Source organism: Agrobacterium sp. CNPSo 3708 (assembly GCF_028674915.1).
GTDB classification, from domain to species: Bacteria; Pseudomonadota; Alphaproteobacteria; order Rhizobiales; family Rhizobiaceae; genus Agrobacterium; species Agrobacterium cavarae.
In genome coordinates this window covers 113833-133261 of record NZ_JAQZSF010000008.1, presented here as the reverse complement: position 1 = coordinate 133261, position 19429 = coordinate 113833, and the positions used below count along the sequence as shown (strand labels likewise).

The following is a 19429-nucleotide window of genomic DNA, read 5'->3' as shown; positions in this document are numbered from 1 at the left end:
AGTTAAAGTACGCCCGGGTACACCCACGAAAGCGTGGCTGGCAGCATGGCGCTCACAAGAGAATCTATGGTGGGTTTAACGTCACCCTAGGTCCCTTTCCGCACGCGGTCTACGGCTGTTCACGTGTGCCTGGAGCGGCATCGCGCTGGTCGTCATCTTCCAGGTCCGTTGCAACGATAAAAGCGTCTTCGTGCTGGCGTGCCGCCTGCCGACGTGCTCTGAGGCTGGTCAGCTCATCGGGGTCCAACTCCTGCTGATGTTGCGTCAGATCGCCTTCCGTTTCGAAACGCGCGACATCTTCGTCTTTGATGTCGAGGTGATTCTTCTTGTCGATCGTCGATTTGTCGTCGGTCATGGTACGCTCCCATCGATATTGAATGATTGTCGGGAGGGAAACGGGCAGGGCGCCGCTTCGTTCCTTTTTGTGACCACTCCATCCCGTATGACAACACCGTCAAAGCATGGGCGCAGGAACCAAATAAGAGTGCCGATTGTTTTCCGATATCGAAAACGGGAGAAGCACCATGCAAGTCGATCGTGAATCCGAAATACGCAACAAGGCTTATGAGAAGTGGGAAAGCGAAGGTCGGCGCGATGGCGACCACGAGCGCCACTGGCAAGAGGCAGAATTGGAAATCGATGCGACACGCAACACATCTGTGTTGGGCGTGGAGGATGAAGACGCTACGGGTCAATCGCCTGCGGTCGTCTCTCTGAACCGCGAGCAGTCGCAAGACAATGGTAAGTCCGATGACGAGCTTGAAGAAGGTCTGGAAGACACCTTCCCAGCGAGCGACCCGGTCTCCGCCACATCCACAGCGGTTTCCGGCCGTGCTGGCAAGCGTTGAGATCCAGCAGGTTTCAACCAAAGCTGGATGTTCGAAGTGTTAAGGCGATCGCCACGGCGGTCGCCTTTTTCGTGTGCGATCAGACATCTCCCGGTGACTAAGGTGTCTAAAGCATGGTCCACGCAAAAGCGTGCCGCGGTTTTGCGATAGAGACATGCGATAGCTAGGGCCTAAGGCCTGAGGCGCTAATCTGAAAGATTGCGACACGCCTTAGTGGACGGCCGGCTCCTCGTCCCCAAGAAAGCTCCTGATGCCATCCCGTTCGCATGTTGCGAGAAACTCTTCCCAGGCGTCCTTGTCGGTGGCGAAGGGCTCGTCCCAGGTCGTCACGTCGTCCTCTTCGGAGATGACCTCCAGCTGCCAGTCCTGCTGCGTTCCGGCGGGCCGGAAGATATCCACGAGCACGGTGATGCCGTCATCCTCGAACTCTCCCGAAAATTCAGAGTGTTCCAACTTTTGTTTCTTGGACATATCAGCCTCCCGCTCCGGTCGGCGCATCGGGCGCCAGATGTTCTTTATATTGTACTGTCTCAGACTGGTCGGTATCGAATTCGCCGGGCGACTTCAGAAGACGTAGACCCGGACCGCCGGCTGCAGATGTCTGATTGTTGTCGATGAAGGAAATTCCGGCCTTCTCCAAAGCAGCACGAAGCCTGTCGCTCAATTCAGGATCAGATCCGCTTTGGCCGCTCTCAAAAGACGCCAGATCCGCTAGATCTACCCCTGCAGCTTCGCCAAGCTTTTCCGGGGACCAATCGAGCATTGCGCGCGCGGCTCTGCATTGCGAAGCGGTGATCGACATATCCGCAGTCTCCATTGCGATAGATGACCGAAGCGGCTGCCTTGATCCTTATTCGTCGTAACGAATATGCGATCTCGTCGCAACGATGTGTACACCCCAGACGTTGATGGTCGGAGATTTTTCAGCGGTATTTTTTGGAGAGATATCTTGCTTACAACGCGGTCGATTGTAAAAATGGCTCCCCGGGCCGGATTCGAACCGGCGACCTGTCGATTAACAGTCGAATGCTCTACCGCTGAGCTACCAGGGAACGTGCGCCGCTTGGCGTGGCGTGAGCGGGGTAATACAAACGCTTTGACGATTTGCCAAGCGCTTTTTTCAAAAAAAATGAATTCCTCTTGTTTTATCCACCGAAGGCCCCACGTTTCCGGGCATGACGATGTTGAAAAAAATTGTCCCAACCCTGTCGAGCTGAGGTGATCTGGCGTGAATTTCGGTATTCACCCCAAAACGGGGCGGCTTCACATGGGCAAATGGAGCGTGGCGATGCCGCGCTCGCGTATCGGACGCATCGTTATCGGCACGGTGCTCGTGATTTGCGGCCTTCTTGGCTTCTTGCCAGTTCTCGGCTTCTGGATGGTTCCGCTCGGACTTTTGGTGCTGTCTCAGGATTTGCGCTTCGTTAGGCGCAAGCGCCGTCAGTTGGCCATCTGGTGGGAATATCGCAAGCGCGCCCGTCAGGCGCGCCGCGAAGACGCTGAAGGCATCAAGCGCCCGTAAGCGAGTTGCTGAGGCCCTGGCCGGCCCACACCGCCGCATAGGCCAATGCTGCGAAGTAAATCGTCGTCAGCGCGAGAAACAGGTAGCCACCAAGCACGGTCGCTCCGTCACGCTGAATCATGCCCGCGGAGAACAACAGGATGGCGATCCCCGGCAGGGTGTTGGAGAAGGGAATGAAGCCGAGCGGCATCATCAGCAACAGGCCTGCCACCATGATGGCGATACCGTTCACCCGGTTCATGATTGCACCGGTCGTCAGGGAAAGCAGGCGTGGGCGAATATACTTATCCAGCCAGGACACGATATTGATGCCCTTTTGCAGCGCAGGCACAAGGCGCGCCGTCTCCATCTGCCGATCCAGAATGCGTTTGGGCAACCACGGCAGCCGGTTCAGAATGATGGCAAGGCTGATCATGATGATGGCTGCCCCAAACACCGTGCTGACGCCTGGAATGGAAACGGGGATGAGGAAGGGCAGGGAGGCGATGGCGCACATCAGAAGGAGGCCTTGTTCTCCGATGGCCTCCATCAATTCCCGCAAAGTGATCGTCTTTCCGCCAAGCTGATTGATCAGCTTTTGCAAAACGGAACTGAGATTTTCAGACGTATCTTTGAACGCGAAGTCCTGCGTCATGCTTTCTCCCGAAATCAATTGAACTCGGGGATTGATAGCATTCGCGCCCACAAGTGACTATCCGCAAATGCTCAAGGGATAGGCGGTCAGCGTCAGACTTACGGCAATGGACGACTTAATTCGTCAGTGAGAAACCCACTTGTTGTAAGCACCCAGCAGAAGAACAACCATCAAGATGCCGAGAATAAACGGGTTCAACGAAGTAAAGAAATTAACGTAGTCCATAACTGTCTCCTCCTCAGTATGTCCTCGCCCCTCCATTCTACGCCGAATCGGCGGAAACGCCAGAATAAAAGGAATTGATACTGCGCTGCAGCAAGGACCGCCGCAGATATCGATAAACGAGAGTATTTTGACATTTCGCGCCGCAGCAATTTTGTATATTGAGCATGATGATGCTGCGCTGCATCATTTGCCATTTGCGCATTTGATCGGTAAGGCAGGCACGAAAGCCGCTACGAAGTCGCAGCGGCGACAAGCGCAGGCCGTGGTTGGGCCGACCCAATGCAAAAATCGCTGGATTGAACGGAGAACAAAATGCTGAAGGGTCTTTATGCCTGGGCGATGAACCTTGCGGCACGCAAAACCGCCGTCTGGTGGCTGGCCGTCATTGCCTTTGTCGAGAGCTCCATCTTCTTTCTGCCCGCAGATGTCCTGTTTCTGCCCATGGTTCTGGCAAAGCCACGCAAGGCAATGTTCTATGCGACGGTCGCGACGGTCGCATCGGTTCTTGGCGGAATCGCCGGGTGGTATCTCGGCCATTACGCCTTCGAAAGCGTTGCTCGTCCGCTCTTGGAGTTCTACGGCAAGCTGGATGCGTTCGAGCATCTGAAGGCTTCGGTGGATTATGAAACGATCGTCCTCCTGTTGATCACCTCCGGACTTGCGCACCTCCCGCCGATCAAGGTGGTGACGATCCTGTCCGGTGCCGCAAATATCAGCCTTGGGCTTTTCATCGTGACGGCCATCGTGACGCGAGGTGCGCGATTCTTCATTCTGGCCGGTCTTCTGCAGCGTTACGGCGAAAGCATCCGGCACTTCATCGAGAAGCGCCTTGGCATGATCGCAGCACTCGTTGCCAGCGCCCTGATTGCCGTCTACGCCGTCTATATCTTCGTGCGGTGACATCGTCTGCGCCTGCGCGCTTGCAGGTCAGAAACGTTCATCTTGATGTCAGCCTCAGCATCTATCCCTTCCGTCAATAGCAGTTGGAAGATGGATAGAATGCGCAAAAAAATGATCACGCTTGGGAGCGCCTTGGCGGTCCTGCTGTTGAGCTTCTTCGCCTATCTCGGCTTCCTGCAGCTTTCCGGGAATTTTCATGAGGTGTTGGCCGGCGAACTCTATCGTTCGAACCAGCCCAGCGCCGAGCAACTGGCGCTTTATGTGAAGCAGCACAATATCAAGACCGTCATCAACCTGCGCGGTAAGAATGATGGCTCGACCTGGTACAAGGACGAGGTTTCCGAGTCTAAAGCACTCGGCGTAAATCATGTCGATTTCGCCATGTCGGCGCGTGAGACGCTATCGATGGACAAGGCCGAAGCGCTTGTCGAAATCATGCGCACATCGCCAAAGCCGATCCTCATCCATTGTCGCTCCGGCTCCGACCGCACAGGCCTCGCCTCCGCGATCTATCTGGGCAAGATCGCAGGTGTCGATCCTGAAACCGCGGAAAAGCAATTGTCCATTCGCTATGGCCATCTGGGTGTGCCGGTCATTTCCGCGGCCTATCCTATGGATGAGAGCTGGGAGCGGATCGAAAATGGTTTGGCGCAAATGTAACCGCCACGACCAGTAGTGCTATCGCTGCGGTTGGCTCATCTCCATAAATTTCACGTCTCGCTTTTGCGCCTTTTTCAAGAGCGGGACTCATCCCATGTCCGGGAAGTTCGCCAAGTCAGAGCCTCCAAGTGGCGGGTCGATTCGTCGTTTACCCGTCTTTCGCTGAAGTACCTTCCTAAGCCAAGCGTGGTTGATTCCGCAAACAATCTGTCGCGGCAAGCTGGGTTAGCCTTGCAGGTTTGGCATCCAATCATAAAAATGTGAGACATGACGTGACGCAACGATCCTCGAATAGAGGTCTTGCCAAACAGGATGCGCCCATGACCAAGTCTCAGATACCCGCCTTACGCCCCACTGCCGCTTGCCTTGCTGTTGGGCTGATCCTTGTGATGAGCTCGGCGGCTGGTGCGGCCGTGACCGGCGATCGTCGCGCGGTATCGGAACCGACCTTGCCCACACAGCTCTGCGCCACGCTTTCACCGCAGCCAGCGGCGCAAAGTGCACAAGCGCAACAGGTGCTGGATACACAGCGGCTTCAGGCGGCAATTGATGCATGCCCCGCAGGTCAGGCCATCAAGCTGGTCGCCGGCAATGCTGGGGGCCGATTCGTCAGCGGCCCGCTGACAATCCGTTCCGGTGTCACCCTCTGGCTCGACCGGGGCGTAATATTGGCCGCAGTCGCTGATCCTCAAGCTTATGACCGCGGCAGCGGCACGTGCGGAACAATCGATACGAAAGGGGATGGCTGCCGCCCCTTCCTTCTGTTTGAGAAAGCGCAAGGCGCGGCTCTGGTCGGTGACGGCCTCATCGATGGTCAGGGTGGGGAGGTCATGGCTGGCGGCAAGGAGACCTGGTGGCAACTTGCCCGCAGAGCCCAAAGCCAAGGCGGCAAGCAGAACAATCCCCGGCTGATCCAGGTCGATGACGGCGCAGACATCGTTTTCTACCGCGTGACGCTGCGCAATGCGCCGAACTTCCATATTATACTGAACCGTGTGAAGGGCGCCACGCTTTGGGGTGTGCGCATCGATACGCCCGCAGATGCGCGCAACACGGATGGCATCGATCCTGCCGGTTCTCAGGATGTGACCATCGCTCACAGCTTCATCCGTGCCGGGGACGACAATATCGCTATCAAGGGCGGGAGCGCTCCGACCCGATACGTCTCGATTGTAAACAGTCACCTCTACTGGGGCCATGGCCTGTCGATTGGCAGCGAGACCGAATCGGGTGTGAGCAACGTCCTCGTCCAAAACGTTACCGTCGACGGGGCGACGTCGGGACTGCGTATCAAGAGCGATATCAGTCGGGGTGGGCTCGTCACTGGCATCCAATATGAGAATGTGTGCCTGCGCGGCAATCTGCGCCCGATCGACTTTGACACGCGTTACGACAAACAGGCTCACGGCTCGAAGATACCGGTTTACCGAGACATCCTGCTGCGCAGTGTAACAGGAGAGACAGGAACGCTGGTTCTCCGGGGCTATGATGCCACCCATCCGCTTGAAGTGACGTTCGACGGTGTGCGCTTTGATCCCAAAGCAAGCTGGCAGATCGACAACGCCACCCTATCTGTCGGTCCGGGTGGCCTCATACCCCCACCGCCTGTAAAGGTATCGCCTGCCTCTCAACCTTCCGCAACGTCTGACAAAGCATCGCCACCCGATTGCACCGCACGCTGGCTGGATTTCCCAGAAGTGAACTGACCGCCAGGCTCACCTTCGCAAACCCGATTTTCTGTTTTTGTTTGCGGACTTTATTTTTAGGGTTGCGTGCGACACGCCTTCTATATAAACGCGTCTCTTGTGTCGGAGCGTAGCGCAGCCCGGTAGCGCACTTGACTGGGGGTCAAGGGGTCGCAGGTTCAAGTCCTGTCGCTCCGACCATTTTTGAGGTTCTCCCCAAGCCTCGATTTTTCTGAGAAACACCTTGGGATCAGCCCTTTGACCATCTTCGCATGGAGATGGCGCGGCTCTTTATCTTCACCCATTAATCCACCCAATCGTTCATTTTTGAATTTTCTAATGGAACGCTCAAGCGGGGCGACGTGTTAGTCCATCGTAACAAATCGAGGCATCGCTGGGGATGCTTCGAAAGAGATGGAGAGAGAAATGAACAGCATTATCTATATTGTAGGTCTGGTTGTAGTCGTTGGCATGATCCTGTCCTTCGTGGGCTTGGCCTGACAGGACAGGCGTCTCTAATTTGTATGAGGCGCCGATGCGCGCGAGGTAGCGCAGCAAGATAGTGTGCTGCGCCCCTCCCGAAGACGATCAGTTTTCCTGCACGGACACGCCGTTTGGTCCGATATTCATTTCGATACCCTTAGGCTTCGACTCTTCGTGCCACACATAGATGCCAAGAGCGGCGACGAGTACGACCAGCGCGCCAATGATGAAGTAGAGATTGTTAGACCGCGTCATTCGGATTTCCCCTGAAAATGAAGATGTACGGCTGAACAACGCGGAAAATCCTGCCCGGTTCCACGGGGGAGGTGGTAATCGGCTACAGGTCCGTCAGTAAGCGTTTTCTGACTTCAACAGGCGGATCGGTGTCAGAAAAAGAATCTTGAGGTCGAGCCAAAGAGACCAGTTTTCAATGTAGTAGAGATCGAAAGCGGTGCGCTGCTTGATCTTGTCGCTATTGTCGATTTCCCCGCGCCAACCGTTGATCTGCGCCCAACCGGTAACGCCTGGCTTGACCTTGTGACGGGCGAAATAGTGTTCCACGACCTCGGTATATTTCAGGTCGCCCGTCTGGGCATGGACGGCGTGTGGCCGGGGACCGACGAGGGACAGATCCCCCGCCAACACATTGAAAAACTGAGGCAGTTCGTCCAGCGAGGACTTGCGTAGGAAACGTCCCACCGGCGTGACGCGCGGGTCATTCTTGGTCACTGCCTTGACAGCGCTTGGATCGCTCATTTCGGTATACATCGACCGGAACTTCCAGACGTTGATGGTCTCGTTATTGAAGCCGTGGCGCTTCTGCCTGAAGAACACTGGACCTTTCGACGTTGATTTGACCGCGATCGCGGCTCCGATCATCACAGGCCAGAGCAGGAGCAGAGCGATGACGCTGAAGAGAATGTCGAACATCCGTTTCGCCACGCCGTCCCAGTCCCGAATGGGCTTGTCCACAACGTCGAGCATCGGCACGCCGCCATCGCGGGAATAGGAGCGGGGTCTGAAACGCAGCTTGTTGGCATGGGCCGCAATGCGGATATCGACGGGCAGCACCCAAAGCGTTCGAAGAAGCTCCATGATGCGCGCTTCGGCGCTGATGGGCAGCGCGATGATCAGCATATCGAGTTTCGTCAGTCGCGCGAACTCGACCAGTTCTGCGAAGGTGCCGAGCTTCGGGTAACCTGCGACGATATCGGGCGAGCGGTTACCGGTGCGGTCGTCGAAAATACCGCAGATACGGATATCGTTATCGTGGCGTTCCAGAGAACGGATCAGATCTTTGGCTGCCTGACCCCCGCCGACGATGACGGCGCGGCGTTCCATGACCCCGTTGCGGCCCCAGTGCCGGATAGCGAGCCCCACGATCGATCGTTCCAGAAGAAGAAAGACTGATCCCGCGGCGACCCACCAGGCAAAGCCTGCCCAAGAGTAGCCATCCTCCCTCAACAACATGTACATTGCGCCGGCTGTCACGGCGCATGCGGTGACGTATGAACCGACGATGCGCGCGGCCATGGCTAGAGGGCGGCGCAGCGAGGGGAGCTGGTAGGTATCGGTCAGCTGAAGCAGAAGAGCGGTGAAACCTGCGTTGAAGAGGCAGGTGACCACAAGCGCCAGATGAACCCGCCAGCTGCCGGAGATTTCCATGCCATTGAGGACGAGCGCAATGATCGAAAGGCCGACGAACTCGAAGAGGCGCAGCTGACCGATCACCATATTCGGTGAGTGGCTGGTATCGCGAAGTTGATTGGCGACCTGCCGGGCGAGGGGATTGAGGGTCGGCTTATTGCCGTCGCCTGCCGCTTTCTGAGAGAGCTGCAACCGCACGACATCGAGATCGGAGCTTCGTCCGTCTCTTTCTTGATCGCCCATAGACTTATCCCGCCATCATTTTCAGATACAGATAAGCCATAGATACTAAAAGAAGCGTTGACGACTGCCATGCAAGGAATCGCTTCACACTTTTGATTTCACTGAAGCGCTGACAAGAAGTATCAGGCCGCTACAGCAGTAATGGGGGCGGGATACGCAATACCAGTTTACCCGCAACTATGGACAGAGGTCTAGGCTGCCGGATCGGCGCCTGCCGCTTCTGCCGCTGAACTTGAATTTCTGGCTTTAGCTTTGGTGAAGCCAGGGAGCGCTACAACGCAGTTTCCTCAAAAGAAACGCTCCCGCACATAGATGGTGTCGCCCCCCAGCACAGGTGCTGAGATCAGCACGCGCCCGGTGTTGACGTCTGCGTTGAGTTTCCGCGTCACATCAACGTCGCGCTGGTTTGCACGTGAGGTGAAGCCTCCCGCAATGGCAATGGCGTTCTGGATCGTCATGCCGGGGACGTAGGAATACTGCCCCGGTCTGCCCACTTCACCCATCACGAAGATCGGGCGATAGCGATCGACCTCGATGCTGACATCGGGATTGCGCAGATAGCCTTTGCGGAGCTGGGCGGCGAGCGCTGCTTCAACCTGCTTGGCCGTTCGGCCGCGTGCCGGAATTTGCCCGACGAGCGGGAAGGCGATGTAGCCCGCCTGGTCGACAGTGTAGGTGTTGGTGAGGCCGGCTTGATCGAAAACGGTAACGCGCAACCTGTCGCCGCTATCCAGACGATAGGGCTGTAGGGCAGCGGCATTGATGGCGGAGGGCGCGGGTTGATAGGCAGCGCAACCACCAAGCGTCATCGTCGCGGCGAGGGCAAAAGCTGATATCAAACGTGGGATGGCGAAATTCATTCGCAATCATGCTCCGGGGACATTTCTTGACCCCAGTTATCCGTTCGTCATGGTTAATTCCCGGTAAAGAAAACTTCTTTTGCAAGAATTTCCCTGGAGACCGTCTGAAGTTTCGCGTGGCGTCGACTGTTTAACGCTTGTGTTACTGCGACGCGGTTAGAAGGGTAGAACGGTGGCCGTGCGAGCAAAAGCTGCCGGCGATGAGGAAAATGAAGGCGCCATGACCGCGAACGATAATGCGACTGAACCACAGGATGATCTTGATCCCGCCTCTGCGGAAGCTGGGCTTCCGATAGCCTATGTTGCGGATCTGCTCGTCATGCCAGGCGCCAAGCCCGTTGCGGTTGTTGCGTCACCCAGTGGTGCGGATGGATCGACAGCGACCGTCATGCTGGCAAGAGCGATTGCCGAGCTGGCGCGATCTGTGGTGCTTGTGGACATGACCGCGACGGGGGCTCCTTCGCGGCTGATGGTGTCGGACGAATCGCTCCCGGGCATCATGGATCTCCTGACCGGTGATGCGGCCTTCGGCGAAACCATCCATCGTGACCGGCTCTCCACGGCGCATATCGTTCCGCAAGGCGTGGGCTCGGGACATCGCGTCAGCGGCGTACTCGAGCGGCTCGTGATGGTGCTCGGCGCATTGTCGGGGAGTTACGATACTGTGCTGCTCGAGTTCGGCGCAGCCAATCCTGCTGAAATCTCGCGCATCCTGAAATATGTCGATGCGGAAATCGTCCTTTCCGTTCCGGATGGTGATCCTGAGGTGCTTCGTGAGGCAGAGACGGCGTTCCGCGCGAGCGGACACAGCCAGATCATTCCGATGGTATCGGCAGCGAGGGCCTGACCAGGCCGCACCACTGACTGCCTGAAACGCGTCGTTTGCCACGCTTCCAGCGAAACGAATTATTTCTGCCGTTTCGGTCCGGCCATCCATTTGATGATCAGCATGGCCGGCAAGATCCACAGAAGACCGGACAGCACGAAATAGCCGAGGTGAACCCACCACGGCGAGTTTGCGAGCGTTGCCGAGGCGAAGGCCGTGGCAACAACCGCATAGGTCACGACCAGCAGAATGATGATGATAGTGCCGATGAATGATCTAAGGCGGGGATGCATGGCTGATGTCTCGTCCGTCACGTGTTCCTGGGATTCCTCTATAGCAGCGCCCATCAAAAACGGTATCGCTTTTCGCAAGCGGATCTGCCGCGACCCGATGCCGCAAAGGCTAACCCCTTGTTTTGCCCAGCCGCTTGAGGCAAACCAATGTTAGGAATTGTGGAGTGTCAAGAATGCGATCCGATACGCTGGCGACGGCGGATGCCTCTGTCGAAAAACGGGTGAAAACGGCTTTGCAGCAGCAGGAGAGCAACCGCAAGCTTCTGCGAATCTGGCTGCGCGTGGTGCTGTTTACGCTGTTCTGTCTCGTCCTCGTGGGCGGTGCAACACGCCTGACCGAATCGGGGCTGTCGATCACGGAATGGAAGCCGATCCACGGCGCCATCCCGCCCTTGACGGTTGCCGAATGGGAAGAAGAATTCCAACTCTACAAGCGCATTCCGCAATATCAGGAAATCAATCGCGGCATGTCGCTGGACGAGTTCAAGACCATCTTCTGGTGGGAATGGGCGCATCGTCTGCTGGCGCGGGCCATCGGGTTGATCTTTGCTCTGCCGCTGGCCTATTTCTGGCTGACGGGGCGCATCGAGAAACGCCTGCGCCTGCCATTGGTCGGTCTTCTGGCGCTTGGAGGTTTTCAGGGCTTCGTCGGCTGGTGGATGGTGTCGTCCGGCCTGGTCAACCGCACGGACGTGTCCCAGTACCGGCTCGCGACCCATCTGACGATCGCCTGCCTGATTTTTGCGGGCTGCATGTGGATATTGCGCGGTCTTTCCTACCATTCTCCAGAAGCATCGCATGAGCGCGAGGGCAGGCGCTTTGCGGCCCTCTTAGCGGTGCTCTGTCTCGTCCAGATCTATCTCGGCGCGCTCGTTGCCGGCCTCAATGCCGGTCTTTCCTATAACACCTGGCCGCTGATGGACGGTTCACTCATCCCGGGTGATCTCTTCATCCAGCAGCCCTGGTGGATCAATCTTTTCGAGAACCCGAAGACGGTGCAATTTGTCCACCGAATGGGCGCCTATACGCTGTTTGCCGCGACACTTTGGCACATGGTGAGCCTCTGCCGCAGATTGCCGAACACGCCACATGCGAGACGTTCCGTGCTGTTCTTCGTTCTGGTCTGTGTGCAGGCGTGCCTCGGCATCACCACGCTTCTCACCCATGTGGATATCCACGTGGCGCTCGCCCATCAGGGCATGGCGATGATCGTCCTTGGTTTCGCCATTGCCCACTGGCGCGGTTTTATCGGGGAATATCCTGCGCCGGTATCCGTCGAAGTCAGAGACTGAGATCGTTTAATAGGCCGCGTGCAACGGTGAGGAAGGCGAGACGCTCCAAAGCGTTCTCGCTTTCATCGAGGACGCTGCCATCATCCTCGAGGGACCAGCAGATCGATGCTCCCGCATGCGCAATGGCGTAGCGGAGGATTTTCTCTCGCGAGCAGTCCAGCGTTTCTGAAAAAATGTCACAGAGCCGTCTGATCCGTTGCGTATCAACGATGTCCGGCAGGGCGTTCAGCGGGTTGCCGAAGATGTTTGCGACATCATAGGCGGGATCCCCGACCAGTCCCTGAGGATCGATTGCCATCCAGCCGCGTGGGCCACCCGTGACGATGTTGTCGTGGTGCAGGTCTCCATGCAGTGGCCTTACCATCTGCTGATGAGCGAGCAATTCCCGAAGGATCTCGGCACAGTACTGCAGAGGCTCACGCAGGCGCTCATCGCTTTCCGTCTCGGCCCAGGCAAAGAGAGAGCGGAAATGCTGGTCCAACGTTGTGAGCCCACCCGGAGGTGCTCCGCCTGCCGCGTGAAGTCTCTGGAGAACGCCGCGGATGACTGCATTCGAGGCATCTTCCCCATGCTGAAGACGGTAGGCGCGAAGCGTCAGATCACCCGCATCTTCCAGCAGGCATTCTGTACCCTTTTTCTGCAGGAGGCGCACAGCACCTTGGCCCTGTCGCCACTCCAGGAAGGTCATACCGGGAAGCTCGCCCATTCCCCGCGGCTTCAATCGCTTCAAGATCGCTGAGGAGCCATCCGTCAAACCAACCCGGTGGACAATGCTGCTCGCTGTATCGGCAAGAAAAAAGGCGAAGGAAATGCTCCACCGCCTTTTGATCTCATCCGGAATGTCGGCCGTGACGACGCTCTCGCTCATGCAGACAGCATCAGCTCCATGTTTTGAACGGCCGCACCCGATGCGCCTTTGCCGAGATTATCGAGAACCGCGACGAGATTGATGTGCTCTGCATTGCCGAAGACGTGGAGCTTCATGATATCCTGGTTTGCGAGTTCTTCCGCATCGATACGCGCGATCAACCTGCTCTCTTCCAGAGGCACGACCTTGACGATGTCCTGTCCGGCATAATGCTGCGTGAGGGCGGCGTGAACCGTTTCCACAGTCGTGCCGTCCTTGAGGTTGGCGGCAAACAGCGGAACCTGAACGATCATGCCCTGCGGGAAGCGACCGACCGATGGTGAAAAGAGCGGTGCGCGATCCAGGAGCCCATGGCTCTTCATTTCCGGCACGTGCTTGTGCTTCAGGGTCAGGCCGTAGAGGAAGTTGTTGGCGCTGATCGCATCCTCGCGGCTCTGATCTTCCATCTGCGCAATCATCTGCTTGCCGCCGCCGGTATAACCGGAAACGGCGTTGACGCTTACGGGATAGCCGTCCGGCAGAATGCCTGCGGCACGCAAGGGACGGATGAGGGCGATGGCACCGGTGGGGTAGCAGCCGGGATTGGCGACGAAGCGGGCGGAGCGAACCTTTTCCGCCTGATCCTTGTCCATCTCGGCAAAGCCGTAGGCCCAGTCCGGGTGGATACGGAAAGCGGTAGAGGTATCGATGATCCGAACCTTGTTGTTGCCGGACACCATGGAAACAGCTTCCTTGGACGCATCATCCGGCAGGCAGAGGATCGAGATATCGGCGCTGTTCAGCATATCCTCGCGCATGGATGCATTGCGGCGCTCGGCTTCAGGAATCGACAGCAGCTCGATATCGCGGCGGTCGGCCAGGCGCGTGCGGATCTGCAAGCCTGTAGTGCCGTGTTCGCCATCGATGAAGATTTTCGCTGCCATGTCCGTAACCTTACATTTTCAATGTGTTGTGGGAGTTTTCAGACTCGATTTGTTAGCGCGTGGGATGCGGATCAGGTTGATCTTGCAAGCCGCTCGGCACGCAGCCCAAGCATATACATCGCAACCGTTGCCCCGGCAATGGCGGTGATATCCGCATGATCATAAGCCGGCGCCACCTCCACCACGTCGGAACCGCGAATGTCGAGTTGCCCAAGGCCGCGCAGGACCGAGAGGATTTTCGCGCTCGATGGCCCACCAGCCACGGGCGTGCCGGTGCCGGGCGCAAAGGCCGGGTCGAGGCAATCTATATCGAAGGTCAGATAGGTCGGTAGGCCACCCGTGTGCCTGACGATCAGTGAGGCAATGTCGGCGGCGCGCATATCCTCAAGCTCGTAGCCATAGAGGATCTTGATGCCGCAATCTTCGGGCGCATGCGTGCGGATACCGATCTGGATCGAACGATCCGGGTCAATCAACCCATCACGCGCGGCGCGCACAACGAAGGAGCCGTGATCGATGCGCTTGCCATCATCGAACCATGTATCCTGATGGGCGTCGAACTGCACCAGCGCCAAGGGACCATGCTTGGCCACATGCGCTTTCAGAAGCGGCCAGGTGATGAAGTGATCGCCACCCAGTGTCAGCAGATAGTCGCTATCGGCGATGATATTGCGCGCCTCCTGCTCGATTGTCTCGGGTGTCTGCCAATGATTGCCGTAGTCCAGCAGGCAGTCTCCATAGTCGATCGTCGGCATCGACTCGAAGAGATCACGTGCGAAGGGATATTGCGGATCGTTGTCGAAAATGGCTGAAGCGCGACGGATCGCCTGAGGTCCGAAACGAGCGCCGGGCCGGTTGGATGTGGCAGCATCGAAAGGAATGCCCCAGACCACGGTGGAAGCGCCCTCCAGGTTCTTGCTGTAGCGACGACGCATGAAGGACAGCACGCCTGCATGGGTCGGATCGCTGGCCCCCGAGGTGAGAGAAGGGGCCGTGAAGGCGTGATCGATCGTCTTTTTAGCCATTGCTCATCCTTCAGTGGAAATATCGAGAATATTCAATATCGCATTAAGCAGTTCGGGATAAGATTGCCTCGTGGTAAACACCTCGTAAACACCTAATCTGATAGTATATCCGACAGCTTCACCGTCGTGTTCGGGTCTTTTTGTCCCCGGCATTTCCAGCAAGTCAGGCGCAGTTCCGATCACCCTGGCGCTTCAGGGGTTCGGAACTGCGCCTGACTCTGTGATCGCCGCTTCTCGAAGGCTAGCTATACGCAACGTGACATGTGGTTTTTATGAACTATCGACCCGAAATTGACGGTTTGCGCGCCTTGGGATTGCTGGCCGTCATTTTTGCGCATGCGGGTTTCGCAGCCTTTGATGGCGGCTATATCGGTGTCGATATCTTCTTTGTCATCAGCGGTTATCTGATTACCAAGGTGATTCTGCGCGAATATGCGGAGGGGCGTTTTTCGATCGGCCGTTTTTACGCGCGCCGCGTACGCCGCATTCTTCCTGCACTATTCTTCGTCCTCCTCTGTACCATACCCTTTGCCTGGATGTGGCTGCTGCCGGACGCCTACGAGCAGTTTTCCAAGACCCTGATGGCGGCGACGCTTTCACTTTCCAACATCTACTTCCTGAGAAATACCGGATACTTCTCCCCCGAGACGGCGGAAGTCCCGCTGATCCACACATGGAGCCTCGGTCTTGAGGAGCAGTTCTATCTCCTTTTCCCGCTGCTCTTTCTGTTCCGGCTCAAGATCAGGATGATCTTCTCCATTGTGCTCGCCCTTGCCTTAAGCAGCCTGCTTTTGAGCGAAGCCGGCTCCCGCTTTTTTCCCGTCGCCAATTACTACCTGTTGCCGACCCGGGTCTGGGAGATTCTTCTCGGCTCGATCTGTGCATTTCAGGTCTTTGGTAAAGACCGGCGCACCAGCGATGTTCTGGCGGCAGCGGGCCTGTCCCTCGTCATTCTGTCGATCTTTCTGTTCGATCCTTCGCTCAATATTCCCTCGCTGGTGGCTCTGCTCCCCACGGGAGGCACAGCTCTGATTTTGCTGTTTGCCTCGCAGACCAGCGTCGTCGGACGTATCCTCGCCCTGTCTCCTTTGGTGTGGCTCGGCCGGATCAGTTTCAGTGCCTATCTCTGGCATCAACCCGTCTTTGCGTTCTGGCGCATTCGCAGCCCCGAACCGCCATCGACGATCGTCATGTGCGGATTGATAGGTCTTGTTTTGCTGCTCTCAGCCCTGAGCTGGTATTTCGTCGAACAGCCATTTCGCGGCCAACGGGTACGCTTTACCAAACTCGCATGTGCGGCCTGCGCCCTGGCTGTCGGGCTGGTGGGCTTCGGCGCCTGGGGCGATGTGAAAGAGGGTCTGCCCTCCAGGTTACCGAACAATGTCAGGGAATTCGTCGATCGCACCACCTGGAACGATAACTGTCTCTTCCAGAGAGAAGACGGCATTCCTGCTCTTCCCAGCATGGAATGCATGTTCAATATCGGCAGCGGCCGGACGATTGCCGTCTGGGGCGATTCCATCGGTGCGTCGATTTCTCCGGCCTTGCAGGAAGAGTTCAAGCGCCGCAACATCGGTATGGTGCAGCTGACCCATGGCTTCTGTGCGCCTATCCTTGGCGTTTCTGTCGCAAGAGATGAAGGCGCTGCCAATTGCGAAGAGTTCAACCGGCGCGCATTGGATTATCTGGCGGCCAGCAATGTCGAAACCGTTATCCTGTCAGCCTCGTGGGTCAGCTTCCTCACCGCGCCCTATATGCAGATCGACAGCGAGATATACGCCAATGGAGCGATCCCGCTGCAGGCGATTGCCGACAATCTTCGTGAGACTGTCCAGCGGCTGGAGGCGACCGGAAAACAGGTGGTGATCGTCTATCCGGCTCCGCGTTTCGACAAGCCTGTGGTGGACCTTATGGCCTCGCGTATGTTGCGGGGCGACCCTGCGCCAAGCTTCGAGTTTTCGAAAGCCGATTTCGAGGCAAACACCGGTCGTGGCTACCAGCTCCTGAACTCGGGTTTGCCTCAGGACGTGAGCAAGGTGCTGCCGGAGCAGCTCTTCTGTGATCCTACTTCAAAGGGTGGCTGTTACTTTGGCCTGGACGGTGTGGCCTATATCGCCGACAGAGGCCATTACACCAGAGCAGGGGCCGAACGGATTGCCGCCGCGGTCGCGGACGAATTGTTTGGTGCCGATGGCATAACCGGATCCATCCCGCTGCCGCTCAACTGACAGCCTGTGTCATCACCACTGAGAGATAACCACCAACAGAAAAAGGCGGAGCCGAGGCCCCGCCTTTTCGGTTTTTGCATTCCAGAAGCGATTAGCGCTTGGAGAACTGGAAGCTACGGCGAGCCTTGGCCTTACCGTACTTCTTACGTTCAACAACGCGGCTGTCGCGGGTCAGGAAGCCACCCTTCTTCAGAACGGGGCGCAGGCCCGGTTCGAAGTAGGTGAGAGCCTTGGAAACACCGTGACGAACGGCACCGGCCTGACCGGAGAGACCACCACCGGCAACAGTCGCGATGATGTCAAACTGACCTGCACGTGCTGCTGCAACGAGCGGCTGCTGCAGGATCATCTGCAGAACCGGACGTGCGAAGTAGGCAGTGAAGTCACGGCCGTTGATGATGATCTTGCCGGAACCAGCCTTGACCCATACGCGGGCTACGGCGTTCTTGCGCTTGCCGGTCGCGTAGGAGCGACCGAGAGTGTCAACCTTGCGGACGTGTACGGGAGCCGAAGCTTCCGATGCCGGGGCGAGGTCTTTCAGGGAGGAAAGATCGGCCATTATCAGGCGCTCCTTACGTTCTTCTTGTTCAGCGATGCAACGTCGAGAGCGACAGGCTGCTGTGCTTCGTGCGGGTGGTTCGAACCAGCGTAAACGCGAAGGTTCTTCATCTGGCGACGACCGAGCGGACCACGCGGGATCATGCGCTCGACAGCCTTTTCAACGACGCGCTCCGGGAAGCGACCCTCGATGATCTGGCGAGCCGTACGCTCCTTGATGCCACCCGGGTAACCGGTGTGCCAGTAGTACTTCTTGTCGGAATACTTCTTGCCGGTGAAGACAACCTTTTCCGCATTGATGATGATGACGTTGTCGCCATCATCGACGTGGGGGGTGTAGGTTGCCTTGTGCTTGCCGCGCAGGCGGGTAGCAACGAGGGTGGCGAGACGACCAACAACGAGGCCTTCGGCGTCGATGATGACCCACTTCTTCTCCACCTCAGCGGGCTTCTGAACGAAAGTAGACATTCTTTTCACTTTCTTTAGGACCCGTCATCCGGCTGTTGCCAGATTGGATGCGGGCGTTTCTTGTTGCTTGATTTGGCCGCATTTGCGCGTGCCGGAAGACATGTATTCCAGGAGAATTCAGTCTGGCGCGCTTATAAGCGGTGCGCCGCAAACCGTCAACAGGCGCAAAAACGCAACCTTCAAAAATAACGTATAAAAAACAGCATGTTAATGATGTGGTTTTATAATACCACACAAAATCATGGGGTTCTTAGCCTAAGCGCATGATGAGAACGCCCATCGCGATGATGCCGCCGGCGACGTAGCGCCAGATGCTGGCCTTCTCCTTGAGCAGGAAAACCGAGATCAGTATGGCGAACAGAATGGAGGTTTCGCGCAGGGCTGCGACCACCGCCACCGGCGCCTGCGTCATTGCCCACAATGCAAGGCCGTAGGACAAAATCGATCCGCCGCCACCGGCAAGACCGCGCCACCAGTTGCGCCTCACATGCTGCACGACCGGCAGATAACCACGTTGATAGAAGGCATAGGAGAAGAGCAGGACAGGCGGGAGCAGGGACATCCACAGCGTATAGGAAATGGCATTGCCCGAGGTCCGCGCACCAACACCGTCCACGAAGGTGTAGCCCGCAATGACCACTGCATTGGCGAGCGCCAGCAAAATGGCCTTTCGACCGCCACGGCGTGCCTCGAAGGCAAGGGTGAGGATGCCCGCCGAAATGACAGCAATGCCGGCGAAGGCAGCGGTGCTCAGCCTTTCATCGAGAAACAGGCTGCTGCTTGCTGCCACGATCAAAGGCGCAACGCCGCGCATGACGGGATAGACGAGGCCGATATCACCGACCGTATAGGCTGCGGCGACCAGCCGGAAGTAAGCGAACTGCAGGAAGGCGGACGCGACAAGAAAGGGGAGCGCGACGAGGCCGGGAAGAGGCAGGAACGGCAGGAAGGGAACACAACAGATGGCGGCACCCGCAGCGATCAACGACGCATCCAGCGCCTTGTCCGATCCGGATTTGACAAGGGCGTTCCACGAGGCATGCAGAAGGGCGCCGAAGAGGACAAGAAGCAGGACATCAAGGGACACGGGCGACTCATGAAGCGTCTGGATGGAAATCCGACCTTAGAGCATGTGGCGCGAAAGTGTTACGCGGTTTTGCGATGATGAGATGCGATAAAGCAAGGCGCTAACGCTTACAAAGCGAAGCGGAAAACAGCGATCGACGCCTATAATTCCTTGG

At 57.3% G+C, this 19429-nt stretch carries 22 protein-coding genes and 2 tRNA genes; 9 read left to right on the top strand and 15 right to left on the bottom strand.

The genetic code is table 11. The features are described from left to right. Positions 1 to 109 precede the first annotated feature (109 nt). Positions 110 to 355, bottom strand: coding sequence for a hypothetical protein (locus PVA19_RS17915; RefSeq protein WP_062425570.1), 246 nt, complete (start codon positions 353 to 355; stop codon positions 110 to 112). A gap of 169 nt (positions 356 to 524) precedes the next feature. Between PVA19_RS17915 and PVA19_RS17910 the strand changes: the two genes are divergently transcribed. After that, positions 525 to 848 (top strand): DUF2934 domain-containing protein, encoded by a 324-nt coding sequence (locus PVA19_RS17910; RefSeq protein WP_274103729.1) that lies wholly within the window; start codon positions 525 to 527, stop codon positions 846 to 848. 210 nt (positions 849 to 1058) lie between these two features. On the opposite strand, the gene PVA19_RS17905 is transcribed toward PVA19_RS17910, so the two are convergent. The 3 genes from PVA19_RS17905 to PVA19_RS17895 all read right to left on the bottom strand — a co-directional run bounded on the left by PVA19_RS17905 (position 1059) and on the right by PVA19_RS17895 (position 1900). Then, positions 1059 to 1319, bottom strand: a complete 261-nt coding sequence (locus tag PVA19_RS17905) for a hypothetical protein (protein ID WP_062425568.1) — start codon at positions 1317 to 1319, stop codon at positions 1059 to 1061. 1 nt (position 1320) lies between these two features. After that, positions 1321 to 1650, bottom strand: coding sequence for a helix-turn-helix domain-containing protein (locus tag PVA19_RS17900; protein ID WP_274103728.1), 330 nt, complete (start codon positions 1648 to 1650; stop codon positions 1321 to 1323). Positions 1651 to 1825: 175 nt separating this feature from the next. Then, a tRNA-Asn gene (locus tag PVA19_RS17895) sits at positions 1826 to 1900 on the bottom strand. A gap of 176 nt (positions 1901 to 2076) precedes the next feature. On the opposite strand from PVA19_RS17895, the gene PVA19_RS17890 reads away from it, so the two are divergent. Then, on the top strand, positions 2077 to 2370 hold the full coding sequence (locus PVA19_RS17890) for a PGPGW domain-containing protein (protein ID WP_112359640.1): 294 nt from the start codon (positions 2077 to 2079) through the stop codon (positions 2368 to 2370). Here the strand turns inward: PVA19_RS17890 and PVA19_RS17885 are convergent. Beyond that, positions 2357 to 3004: an exopolysaccharide biosynthesis protein gene (locus PVA19_RS17885; protein ID WP_062598189.1), complete on the bottom strand. Its 648-nt coding sequence runs from the start codon at positions 3002 to 3004 to the stop codon at positions 2357 to 2359. The genes PVA19_RS17890 and PVA19_RS17885 overlap by 14 nt on opposite strands. Positions 3005 to 3541: 537 nt before the next feature. On the opposite strand from PVA19_RS17885, the gene PVA19_RS17880 reads away from it, so the two are divergent. The 4 genes from PVA19_RS17880 (at position 3542) to PVA19_RS17865 (ending at position 6675) form a co-directional block, all read left to right on the top strand. Further along, positions 3542 to 4129 (top strand): YqaA family protein, encoded by a 588-nt coding sequence (locus PVA19_RS17880; protein WP_112518984.1) that lies wholly within the window; start codon positions 3542 to 3544, stop codon positions 4127 to 4129. A 132-nt stretch (positions 4130 to 4261) separates the two neighbouring features. Continuing rightward, positions 4262 to 4789 (top strand): dual specificity protein phosphatase family protein, encoded by a 528-nt coding sequence (locus PVA19_RS17875; RefSeq protein WP_062598340.1) that lies wholly within the window; start codon positions 4262 to 4264, stop codon positions 4787 to 4789. A 320-nt stretch (positions 4790 to 5109) separates the two neighbouring features. Then, on the top strand, positions 5110 to 6495 hold the full coding sequence (locus PVA19_RS17870) for a glycoside hydrolase family 28 protein (protein WP_274103727.1): 1386 nt from the start codon (positions 5110 to 5112) through the stop codon (positions 6493 to 6495). Positions 6496 to 6598: 103 nt separating this feature from the next. Further along, positions 6599 to 6675 (top strand) — tRNA-Pro (locus PVA19_RS17865). Positions 6676 to 7062: 387 nt separating this feature from the next. Here PVA19_RS17865 and PVA19_RS17860 read toward each other — a convergent pair. From PVA19_RS17860 to PVA19_RS17850, 3 genes are all read right to left on the bottom strand, one after another. Continuing rightward, positions 7063 to 7212 carry a hypothetical protein gene (locus PVA19_RS17860; protein WP_111847855.1) on the bottom strand — a complete coding sequence of 50 codons (150 nt, stop codon included), beginning with the start codon at positions 7210 to 7212 and terminating at the stop codon, positions 7063 to 7065. 93 nt (positions 7213 to 7305) lie between these two features. Further along, positions 7306 to 8622: an undecaprenyl-phosphate glucose phosphotransferase gene (locus PVA19_RS17855; RefSeq protein WP_376784943.1), complete on the bottom strand. Its 1317-nt coding sequence runs from the start codon at positions 8620 to 8622 to the stop codon at positions 7306 to 7308. 512 nt (positions 8623 to 9134) lie between these two features. Continuing rightward, on the bottom strand, positions 9135 to 9707 hold the full coding sequence (locus PVA19_RS17850) for a polysaccharide biosynthesis/export family protein (protein ID WP_062437808.1): 573 nt from the start codon (positions 9705 to 9707) through the stop codon (positions 9135 to 9137). Positions 9708 to 9927: 220 nt separating this feature from the next. Here PVA19_RS17850 and PVA19_RS17845 point away from each other — a divergent pair, with 220 nt between their 5' ends. Further along, complete coding sequence (locus tag PVA19_RS17845; protein ID WP_274103725.1) at positions 9928 to 10554, top strand: tyrosine-protein kinase family protein; 627 nt, start codon at positions 9928 to 9930, stop codon at positions 10552 to 10554. Between the two features lie 59 nt (positions 10555 to 10613). Here the strand turns inward: PVA19_RS17845 and PVA19_RS17840 are convergent, their stop codons facing one another. Beyond that, entirely contained in the window at positions 10614 to 10826 is a 213-nt protein-coding gene (locus PVA19_RS17840; RefSeq protein WP_062426135.1) for a DUF2842 domain-containing protein, read from the bottom strand. Positions 10827 to 10999: 173 nt separating this feature from the next. Between PVA19_RS17840 and PVA19_RS17835 the strand changes: the two genes are divergently transcribed. After that, positions 11000 to 12118, top strand: a complete 1119-nt coding sequence (locus tag PVA19_RS17835) for a COX15/CtaA family protein (RefSeq protein WP_116494094.1) — start codon at positions 11000 to 11002, stop codon at positions 12116 to 12118. Here the strand turns inward: PVA19_RS17835 and PVA19_RS17830 are convergent. From PVA19_RS17830 to speB, 3 genes are all read right to left on the bottom strand, one after another. Continuing rightward, positions 12108 to 12986 carry an aminoglycoside phosphotransferase family protein gene (locus PVA19_RS17830; protein ID WP_274103724.1) on the bottom strand — a complete coding sequence of 293 codons (879 nt, stop codon included), beginning with the start codon at positions 12984 to 12986 and terminating at the stop codon, positions 12108 to 12110. The two genes, PVA19_RS17835 and PVA19_RS17830, sit on opposite strands and share 11 nt — an antisense overlap. Continuing rightward, on the bottom strand, positions 12983 to 13909 hold the full coding sequence (gene argC / locus PVA19_RS17825; RefSeq protein ID WP_274103723.1) for an N-acetyl-gamma-glutamyl-phosphate reductase: 927 nt from the start codon (positions 13907 to 13909) through the stop codon (positions 12983 to 12985). The genes PVA19_RS17830 and argC overlap by 4 nt, the downstream gene beginning before the upstream one ends. 71 nt (positions 13910 to 13980) lie before the next feature. After that, on the bottom strand, positions 13981 to 14934 hold the full coding sequence (gene speB, locus PVA19_RS17820; protein ID WP_274103722.1) for an agmatinase: 954 nt from the start codon (positions 14932 to 14934) through the stop codon (positions 13981 to 13983). A gap of 272 nt (positions 14935 to 15206) precedes the next feature. Between speB and PVA19_RS17815 the strand changes: the two genes are divergently transcribed. Then, on the top strand, positions 15207 to 17162 hold the full coding sequence (locus tag PVA19_RS17815; protein ID WP_274103721.1) for an acyltransferase family protein: 1956 nt from the start codon (positions 15207 to 15209) through the stop codon (positions 17160 to 17162). Positions 17163 to 17253: 91 nt separating this feature from the next. Here PVA19_RS17815 and rpsI read toward each other — a convergent pair whose 3' ends face one another. The 3 genes from rpsI to PVA19_RS17800 form a co-directional block, all read right to left on the bottom strand. Then, the gene (rpsI, locus tag PVA19_RS17810; protein ID WP_045018729.1) at positions 17254 to 17721 is read right to left on the bottom strand and encodes a 30S ribosomal protein S9; all 468 of its coding nucleotides are present in this window, start codon (positions 17719 to 17721) and stop codon (positions 17254 to 17256) included. Between the two features lie 2 nt (positions 17722 to 17723). Next, a complete protein-coding gene (gene rplM, locus PVA19_RS17805) occupies positions 17724 to 18188 on the bottom strand; it encodes a 50S ribosomal protein L13 (protein WP_062425555.1) in 465 nt (154 codons plus the stop codon). A gap of 250 nt (positions 18189 to 18438) precedes the next feature. After that, positions 18439 to 19275 carry a DMT family transporter gene (locus PVA19_RS17800; protein ID WP_062425554.1) on the bottom strand — a complete coding sequence of 279 codons (837 nt, stop codon included), beginning with the start codon at positions 19273 to 19275 and terminating at the stop codon, positions 18439 to 18441. Between the last annotated feature and the right edge of the window lie 154 nt (positions 19276 to 19429).